Source organism: Paracoccus rhizosphaerae, assembly GCF_026162645.1.
Taxonomy (GTDB): domain Bacteria; phylum Pseudomonadota; class Alphaproteobacteria; order Rhodobacterales; family Rhodobacteraceae; genus Paracoccus; species Paracoccus rhizosphaerae.
In genome coordinates, this window is record NZ_JAOTBE010000098.1 from 1 (window position 1) to 8,071 (window position 8,071).

The 8,071-nt window shown below is 64.4% G+C and carries 8 protein-coding genes and 3 pseudogenes; 7 read left to right on the top strand and 4 right to left on the bottom strand.

Annotated features, from left to right (window positions below; translation table 11 throughout):
- Positions 1 to 121: 121 nt before the first annotated feature.
- The 3 genes and pseudogenes from OC184_RS20600 to OC184_RS20420 form a co-directional block, all read left to right on the top strand.
- Positions 122 to 292: pseudogene (locus OC184_RS20600) on the top strand (IS481 family transposase); the annotation flags it as partial.
- A gap of 222 nt (positions 293 to 514) precedes the next feature.
- Positions 515 to 838, top strand: a pseudogene (locus OC184_RS20605) (integrase core domain-containing protein); the annotation flags it as partial.
- A 47-nt stretch (positions 839 to 885) separates the two neighbouring features.
- A complete protein-coding gene (locus OC184_RS20420; protein ID WP_322630231.1) occupies positions 886 to 969 on the top strand; it encodes a hypothetical protein in 84 nt (27 codons plus the stop codon).
- Positions 970 to 1,243: 274 nt separating this feature from the next.
- Here the strand turns inward: OC184_RS20420 and sciP are convergent, their stop codons facing one another.
- Both sciP and OC184_RS18695 read right to left on the bottom strand, forming a co-directional pair.
- Positions 1,244 to 1,513 (bottom strand): CtrA inhibitor SciP, encoded by a 270-nt coding sequence (gene sciP / locus OC184_RS18690; RefSeq protein WP_265508666.1) that lies wholly within the window; start codon positions 1,511 to 1,513, stop codon positions 1,244 to 1,246.
- Between the two features lie 231 nt (positions 1,514 to 1,744).
- Positions 1,745 to 1,912 carry a hypothetical protein gene (locus OC184_RS18695; RefSeq protein ID WP_265508668.1) on the bottom strand — a complete coding sequence of 56 codons (168 nt, stop codon included), beginning with the start codon at positions 1,910 to 1,912 and terminating at the stop codon, positions 1,745 to 1,747.
- 221 nt (positions 1,913 to 2,133) lie between these two features.
- Here OC184_RS18695 and OC184_RS18700 point away from each other — a divergent pair, with 221 nt between their 5' ends.
- Positions 2,134 to 2,529 (top strand): VanZ family protein, encoded by a 396-nt coding sequence (locus OC184_RS18700; RefSeq protein WP_265508669.1) that lies wholly within the window; start codon positions 2,134 to 2,136, stop codon positions 2,527 to 2,529.
- A 137-nt stretch (positions 2,530 to 2,666) separates the two neighbouring features.
- On the top strand, positions 2,667 to 3,080 hold the full coding sequence (locus OC184_RS18705) for a VOC family protein (protein WP_265508670.1): 414 nt from the start codon (positions 2,667 to 2,669) through the stop codon (positions 3,078 to 3,080).
- Positions 3,081 to 3,135: 55 nt separating this feature from the next.
- On the opposite strand, the gene OC184_RS18710 is transcribed toward OC184_RS18705, so the two are convergent.
- On the bottom strand, positions 3,136 to 4,806 hold the full coding sequence (locus tag OC184_RS18710; protein ID WP_265508671.1) for an alpha/beta hydrolase: 1,671 nt from the start codon (positions 4,804 to 4,806) through the stop codon (positions 3,136 to 3,138).
- Between the two features lie 774 nt (positions 4,807 to 5,580).
- Positions 5,581 to 6,042: a DUF1810 domain-containing protein gene (locus OC184_RS18715; RefSeq protein ID WP_265508672.1), complete on the bottom strand. Its 462-nt coding sequence runs from the start codon at positions 6,040 to 6,042 to the stop codon at positions 5,581 to 5,583.
- A gap of 341 nt (positions 6,043 to 6,383) precedes the next feature.
- On the opposite strand from OC184_RS18715, the gene OC184_RS18720 reads away from it, so the two are divergent.
- Entirely contained in the window at positions 6,384 to 7,124 is a 741-nt protein-coding gene (locus OC184_RS18720) for a cell wall hydrolase (RefSeq protein WP_265508673.1), read from the top strand.
- Positions 7,125 to 7,523: 399 nt separating this feature from the next.
- Positions 7,524 to 7,798: pseudogene (locus tag OC184_RS18725) on the top strand (transposase); the annotation flags it as partial.
- Between the last annotated feature and the right edge of the window lie 273 nt (positions 7,799 to 8,071).

Consider the following 8,071-nt stretch of genomic DNA (forward strand, 5'->3'; position numbering starts at 1 on the left):
TCTCCGTAAGGTCCGTGGTTGAAGTCGCCAAACTCCACCTCGATCCTACACCTCGATGGCCACCCGGGATCACACCGCCAGCGGCGACGAAATTACACCAGCTCCTCGGACGCTAACGTCGAGGTTCGAACGCTGCTCTATCGGCTTTTTCCACATCGATATCGCCGAAGTGCAGACTGCCGAAGGCAGGCTTTTTCTGTTCGTCGGCATCGACCGCACGAGCAAGTTTGCGGTGACCCAGCTTGTCGAGAAGGCGAACAGAAAGACGGCTCGGGAGTTCCTGCGACACATGCCCAAAGCATTCGCCGGCATGCGGCTCATCATGTCGGGTCCACACCATCCCAACCGGACGAGCCAGCGGGCGCCATCGGTTCAAGTCCGATGGCGAGGAGCATTCAGTTCGCCGAGCAGCCCCGCAACCGGAACACCGCGCATCCACGGCCGATGCGCTTTGACATGATCTGTGAGGGCGGGACCTTGTCCGCCATCGGTCCGAGGACAATGGTCGAGCGGGATTGAGCACCGGCTGACCAAACCCAGCCACCCCCAGAGCTTGGAGGATCAGGAAACAGTCGGGTGGGCTGTTTTCCCGACAAACGGACGGATTGAACGGATGAACCGCACGATCAGGGACGCAACCGTCAAACGCTTCCACTACGATAGCCTTGATCAGCTACGGACGCACCTCACGGACTTCATGGCAGCTTACAACTTCGCGCGTCGTCTTGAGGCCCTCAACGGGCCCATACCTTACGAGTACACCTGCCAGATCTGGACATCAGAGCCGGACAGATTCATCCTGAACCCGATCCACCAGATGCCGGGAATGAACGGCTAGGCCTTCAGCCGCTGCAGGCGCATCTCTTCGTCTTCTGGATCGCGCTGCTGTCGACCATCACGCCACCCGTCTGCGGCGCGGTCTTCGTTGCGGCCGGCATGGCGCAGAAGAATTGCTGCGGGTCGCCATGACGGCGATGGCGCCTGGTGTCAGGCTCTACCTCATCCTGCTCGGCATGATCGCGCCCGGGCCTGATCCGGCTGGCCGAGGCGCCGGGCTCGGCGCTGCTGTCCGCAGCCCTGGTCGGTGGAGGCTGCGTGATCATCTCCTATGCGCTGATCGGGTTGCGAGGACCGGTGCAGACAGCCTTGGGGCCGGTGCTGGGCATGGCCATGATCTTCGTCAGCCTGGGCGGGTGAGGGCGGACAGTCAGGCAGCCCCGCGTCGGATGACACGCGGCCGGGATCAGCTGTACCTGCGCAGCGCGGTGACCCTAAGTGCGGCCTTTCCGTGGGCCGCGATGGCGCGACACCAGCCGTCGAATTCCTCGTCGGACAGGCCATAGCGTTCCAGGGCCTCTTCGCGGGCTATCAGCCCGTGGGTGACCGCCAGCACCACCGTCTGCTTGCGGCTGGCGACCCAGCGGGTATCCGCATCGGGAAGATCGGCGACACTCAGGATGCGGCCGTCGTCCAGCGTGACGATGCGAGGGTTCCGGGACTTCTTCAGAAACATGACAAACCTTTACGTTACCTAGGCGTCTTCCGACGCGGATCGTTGGGCGGGCAAGGCCGCCCGGCACTGCCCGAACTGCAGGACGCAGCTTCAGCCGTGGCGGTGGTTGCCACGCAGCATGGCTGAGAGATGCAGAGGGAACGGCCCTGGCTTCCGATTTTGCTTCGTTGCCGTGGCAGCCCGACTGGCCCGGATCGGGCGCGGTCGTTCTGGCTGCGATGCCGTTCTGGATCAGGAGCTTCTGATCACACCCCAGGTGATTGCCTGATGCTGCAGCCTCTCGTGAAGATCCCTGTATTCGGGATTGTGCGAATAGGCGCCGATGGCAGAGATGATCATTGTCAGATCCTTCGCCGAAACGAACGGGCGGAGGTCGGCTTGCTGCAGGTTCTGGCTCATGGAATACTCATCCAACTTGTAAATAATGTACAAGTTTATTTATGCCGGACATGCGGCCGGACAGAACTTGTCTTTTCGCACAGGTTTCGGCGCCACAGATCGGTTGGCCCTTGGGCGCAACCGGGGGATGCCGCGCGCATCACCTTTGCCTCAGCTATGGTTGCAGCCGGTTATGTTCTGCCGCAGGTGGTGTAAGAGATGGGCACTTGAACGCGAATGGCATGGGATATAAAGGGCATATGCAGGCACGATCGAAACTGACCATCGGATTGTCGGTGCTGCTGGTCATCGCGATATCCATCTTGACCCTGACGCCGATGCCGTCGCCGCAGCTTGGTTCGATCTCGAACTCGGACAAGGTCTACCATGCACTCGGCTTTGCGGCGCTTGTCCTTCCCACGGCGGTCCTTCGGCCGCGCTGGCTGATCGTCGTCGTTCCGATCTACGCGGCCTTCGGCGGCATCATCGAGATCATCCAGCCTTTCGTCGGACGCGACAGGAGCGCCGCAGACTGGATCGCGGACCTTGCCGGTATCGGTGTCGGCTGCGTTGTCGGCCGTGCCGGGGCTGCAGTCGTGTCCATGATCCTGCATCTGCGCCCGCGGCAGGCGCAGTGACATGTGACTGGGCATTAGGGCCCATCCTGGTGCCGGCTGAGCGACACCCGCCATTCGTCACGTTCGCCCGGCCTCTGCACGGCATCTGCTTCCGCCAGGCGATTGACCGGCGCCGCGGCCGACCATAGCATCGGGCCATGCCAGCACTGTCCGCCATTCTCGAGACCGCCCTTTACGTCGACGATCTTGATCGTGCCGCGGCATTCTACGAAACCGTCATGGGCCTGCCCGCGATCCACCAGGACGCCCGCATGCGCGCCTATGACGTGGCCGGGCGCGGGGTTCTTCTGCTGTTCGTCCGGGGCGGGACGCTTGAACCCGTGAAGACGCCCGGTGGTATGATCCCGCCCCATGACGGCGCAGGGCCGCTTCATCTGGCCTTCTCGATCGAGCGCGGACAGCTGGCAGAGTGGCAGGCACATCTTGACGCTCACGGCGTCATGATCGAGAGTACCAGCGAATGGCCCCGCGGTGGGCGGTCCGTCTATTTCCGGGATCCCGACGGCCATCTTCTGGAACTTGCGACTCCCGGCCTTTGGAAGGGCTACTGAGCGACTGGATGGGGCAGGGCCATCCCCTCAGGCCCGCCTGATGCCGCACGCTGCCTCACTCGCCCAAGGCCGCCTGCTTCCGGCGGAAATGCGCGCGAAGGCGCTCCAGCCGGTCCGGGGTCCAGCCGGGCGGTTCGGTCACTGCAAGCCACGGGCCGATATGATCGACATAGGCATAGCGGTGGCCATGCCCCATCGGCACATCAAGCGCGATCGCCATGTCGAAGACCAGCTGCAGCTCGGTGATGATCGGATACCACCGCAGGTCGTCCGACACCTCGGGGCCGCGCGGCGGATGCATCCAGTCGGGTTGCCGGATGGCGATGTCGGGTCGGAAGAAGACGATCGGGTCGCTGGCATATTGCAAGAAGACGATGCGGACACCGCCCCATGGGGCATCTTCCTGCAACCCTTGCCGGCCGTCGGTGAAGCGGACGACCTCGCCCGTCGTCAGGCGCGGCAGCCAGGCAGGCGAGCCGGGATCGCGTTCGGCCGTCAGGGCCTGCCACAGCGGGCTGACGAAGGGCGACCCGACCCAGAGCGCCCCGTCGATGGGCCGGTCCAGCATCTCGTGCAGAAGCAGCGACTGTTGCGAACTGTGCGCGCCGAGGCTGAGGCCATAGAGGTAAAGCCTGGGACGCGTGGCCTCGGGCAGCTGCTGCCAGCGGCGGTGCACGGCGGCGAAGAGGGCCCGCCCGGCCTCGGCCGCCTGTTCGGGCTGCACCAGAAGCGAGATCCAGCTTTGCAGGTAGGAATACTGCAGCGCCACCGTTGCCACGTCACCATGATGCAGATGCTCCAGCGGCTCCATTGCCGCAGGGTCCATCCAGCCGGTGCCGGTCGGCATGGCGACGATCAGCGTCGATCGATCGAAGCCGCCGGCCCGCTCCAGCTCTCGGACGGCAAGATCGGCGCGTTCGGCCAGGGTTTCGGCGGCGTTCAGCCCGACATAGACCCGCAACGGCTGGCGCGCTGGCTGCCCCGTCACGTCCGAAATCGCCCGAGGCGTGGGCGTCCGGCTGACAAAGGCCCGCCCCTCGCGTCCCAGGTCCTGCCACGCAACGAGCGAGGCAGGGCTTCCGGTCTGCCACGATTGCCGGGGCGCGACCTGATCGGCAGGGACAAGGTCGTCCAGCGCCTGCGCGGACATGTCGGCACTGCGCACGACGCCGCGGACCAGCACCCCGCTGGCGAGCTGGTAAGCCAGCAAGGCGGTCAGCGCGATCCCCAGCACCCGCGCCTGACGCTCTGGCAGCACCTGCGCGATGCGGCGGCTGGCATAACGCCCCGATGCCGCCAGAAGCTTGAAGGTCACCAGCAGGACGGCCGCCACAGCCGTGCCCCAAGCTGCGATGACCAGGGGCGCGACCCCGTCGATCGGCGGCAGCGACATCGCCACGCGGATGTCGTTCTGCCAATCCGCGGACCTGACCAGGAACACCGTCACGACGCCCAGCGCGACCGCACCAAGCGCGGGAACCACCACCCGCGCCTGCCGTGTCGTCAGCTGTGGAAGATGCAGATAACGCCAGAGCGCCTCGACCAGCACCGTCACGCCATAGCCCGCCGCGAAGCAGAACCCGGCGAGGATGCCTTGGACCGCAGGGCTGCGCGGGATCAGTGACGGCGTCAGAGAGCCCGCAACGAACAACGCCCCGATCACAAGCCCCATGCCCGACGTCCGACGGTCGAACCAGTCCAGGAACCGAAGCATCGTGGCGGTCATCATGTCCTCCATCAGGCGGCCAACTCGGCAGCGACCGTGGTCCCTGCAGCTTCATACACGCCGATGATGCCGCTGGAAGAGGGGACGACGCTTTGCTGCCTGTATCAGAACGATGCAACAGGCCGCGACAGGTCAGGACAGGCGCACCCAGTCATGGCCGAACTGTCCGGCGCGTGGGAGCCACGTTGGCGCTTGCCTGCGACAGGGTGCTGCTGCAGCACGCGAGGAATGCGGCCACTGACAAGGCTGGTCGGTGCCTGCTCCGGGCGATTGGGAACCTTGGCTCATCCCAAGGGTCTTGGTGGCAAAGTGCCGGATGAGAGAACGTTGGAACCGCTCGAGGGTCCGGTCTGGCTTCATCGTCATCGCTCCTCTGCTGTCCCCGATCCGGAATGCTTGCCTGTAGCCGCCCCAGACACCGCGGGCGGTGACCGTCAGTCACCCCGAGCATCAGGCGTGCGGGAGATGACACGTTCATCCAATACCCCAAATGTAGCGGAACTACGCATGCGCCGTTTCGGTATCAGTGCACGTGGATCGGGGGAACCCCGCCGGCGCGGCGTTTGGACCAGAGCGTGAGGGCTCTTGTTTCCGTCAGGGCAGGGCGAAGGGCAGGTCCGGTTGGCAGGACGAAGGGAAACGCCTCGGCAGTCACATAGGGCAAGTTCCGATAGGCGGGTCCAACAGAGAAGCGCTTCATGTTTGACCGCGCTTCTTGCGAAAATCAGATATGTTGCCGAAGTTCCAGACGAGCGCTGCGGCGCAAGTTCCCTCCTATTTGGCTGAGTCTTCCGCACCAGCTCTTCCCAGGGTTCGCGGGCACGGCTTCCTGTCGAAGAAGGTCTCCAGAAGGTGGTGGAAGACGTCCGGCGCTCCGGGTGTCGCCGAAAAGAGCGTGGCCGACGACCGCAGCTTGACGGCGTCGATCGGACCGAAAATGGTTTCGGCGGACAGATGGCCATGCTTCAGCACAGCGTCGCCGCAGGTGATCAGGCGCGGACCCAGGATCGGGTGCGACAGGTAGCGCCCCGCCTCGGCCGCGTCCGCGATGCCGTAGAACCACGACATCCGCGACTGGCCGAGGCCCCGCAACTGAGGGAAGATGAACCACATCCAGTGGCCCTGCTTCCGGCCCCGGCGCAATTCGGCCAAAGCCTGATCATATGTCTCCTCCTGCGCGGCCACGAAGCGGTCCAGCGCCGACGGATCGTCTGCTTGCGGGTAATCTTCCATCATGTCCTCTCCATCTGGCGCAAATCGGAACCAACGCCTCACAGCGCCTCAAGGTCCGGCCATTGGCTGGCCTTCCCAGTCGCTGCATGAACCTGCCACGTGCATCTGCCGAGAAACCTGCCCAGAAGATATAGAAGCGCACAAGTGGCCGGGGAACCCCGTTGTCGCGCCTCCGACTGGCGCACAGGGCAGGAACACCGCATGTAAAGCAGTCCGCGTCCACCTGCTGTGATCCAAAGCCCGGAAGGCCGCCGCCTGGGTCCGGATCGGCTGACGGATGCGGCGCCCGGCTGGAACAGTTTCAGCTTTCCGCCGTTTCTAAGGCTCATCGAAGGAGAAGCCCGATGAGCCGAGCGATTTTCGCAACGGTCGTCGCTCTCGTCGTGGCCTGCTCATCAGGCGCGCTGATTTTCGCTCGCTTCGACGGGGGGCACGACCGCAATCCACCGGCCTCCCTCGAGGAGCGCCGGACACATCACCTGCCGGAGCGGGGCGCCGCCACGCTGCCGACCGCTGCACTGAAACCCCTGCGACCTGCGGCAAGGCCGTCTCTTTTGGCGCTCAGGGTCGCTCGTGCCCCTGCGCCGCGCCCCACGAAGGTCCACACCCTCCGCCCGTTTCCCCGTCCCGCCACGCCAGAGCAGATACTGCGCGGTGCCCCCGTCCCATTGCCGCCGACCTCGCTGCGCAACGCCAGCGAACTGTCCTGCATCGCCGTGGCGATTTACCACGAGGCGCGTGACCAGGACGAGTTCGGACAACGCGCAGTCGCTTCGGTGATCCTCCAACGTGCCGCGGTCCCACACCGCTGGGGTGACACGGCCTGCGACAACGTCGTCCCGACGCAGTTCGCCTTCCTGACATCGCGCTATGACTATCCACCTATCGACGACATGAGGGCGTGGGGAACGGCGGTGCGGTTCGCCGCACGGGCGCTGCTTGAAGGGCCGTTGCCGGAACTGGAGGGCGCCGACCATTACCACACCACCTCCGTGTCGCCAGGATGGGCACCGGCGATGGACCGCGTTCGTCGGATCGACGACCATGTCTTCTACGTCGATCCCCGATCTTCCTCGCCGCTCTGATGCTGCTTCGCCGACCAGCACTGTAATCGCCGAGACGCATGTCGGGGGACGGGCATCGACGGGTGCCGCTCTGCGATCTCGTAAGGTCATCCGTCATTCGAATGCCGATCCGCAGCTTGACGAAAAAGCTCACAAGGACCTGCGCGGCAGGTTGCATGGGGCGTCCTCACCACCGACTGCCGCTTCGGGGCCGACAGCCTTACCTCGTCCCATGTCCCAAGGCGTCGGTGCGGGAAGATCCTTCAGCACCATGCTGTCGTGGCAATTGCCAGAGATCGTCCAAGCCTGCTGTTCTCGTCCTGCGGCGCCTTCAGCCTTTGGGCGTCGGACACGTCCGTGCCGTCATAGCTGGGGTCAGACTGCGTAGCGTGATTCACGCCCCGGAAACGGAGCGTCGGCATGAGCGACCTTTTCTGGCTGATCGACGCGCAGATGACACGCATTACGCTCTTGTTCCCGAAGTCCCATGACAACCCGCGCGTTGATGACAGGCGCGTTCTCAGCGGAACTATGCTGATAGCCGGCGATGGCTTCCGATGGCTTGATGTGCCCACCGCCTATCGGCCCCACAAGACGCTTTCCTGCTGTCGGAGGTGTTGGAGAGGGAAAGGTATTTCGCTCGGACGATGGCCGTACGCGCTGCCGACCATGGTGAAGAGAAGACCTTGATGATCATGGACTCCCACGGAGTTCCCTCATCGCCGTCGTCAAGAGTTTATCTTCTGCAGTTCATCCTGCGTGCCGGGCTCTGAGGTTCTCTCCGCGGTCGCCGCTTGGGGCCGCATGTTTGCGTTCAGGTTGGGCTGATTGAAGGGGGGCGGTCGTTGCCGCAGTCCAGGGAGCGATCTCTACTCGCCGTGCGTCCCGGCTGGACGCATTCGGTCACCTTCGCGGCTTCGAACAGGCACTTCCTGGTAAAGCCGTCGCCACGCTTGAACACTCGCCCG

Bases quoted from the DNA above. Each gene is read 5' to 3' on its own strand.
- OC184_RS18695 (WP_265508668.1), bottom strand. From the start codon at position 1,912: ATGAGCCAGAACCTGCAGCAAGCCGACCTCCGCCCGTTCGTTTCGGCG.
- sciP (WP_265508666.1), bottom strand. From the start codon at position 1,513: ATGTTTCTGAAGAAGTCCCGGAACCCTCGCATCGTCACGCTGGACGAC.
- OC184_RS18705 (WP_265508670.1), top strand. From the start codon at position 2,667: ATGCCAGCACTGTCCGCCATTCTCGAGACCGCCCTTTACGTCGACGAT.
- OC184_RS18715 (WP_265508672.1), bottom strand. From the start codon at position 6,042: ATGATGGAAGATTACCCGCAAGCAGACGATCCGTCGGCGCTGGACCGC.
- OC184_RS18720 (WP_265508673.1), top strand. From the start codon at position 6,384: ATGAGCCGAGCGATTTTCGCAACGGTCGTCGCTCTCGTCGTGGCCTGC.
- OC184_RS18700 (WP_265508669.1), top strand. From the start codon at position 2,134: ATGGGATATAAAGGGCATATGCAGGCACGATCGAAACTGACCATCGGA.
- OC184_RS18710 (WP_265508671.1), bottom strand. From the start codon at position 4,806: ATGACCGCCACGATGCTTCGGTTCCTGGACTGGTTCGACCGTCGGACG.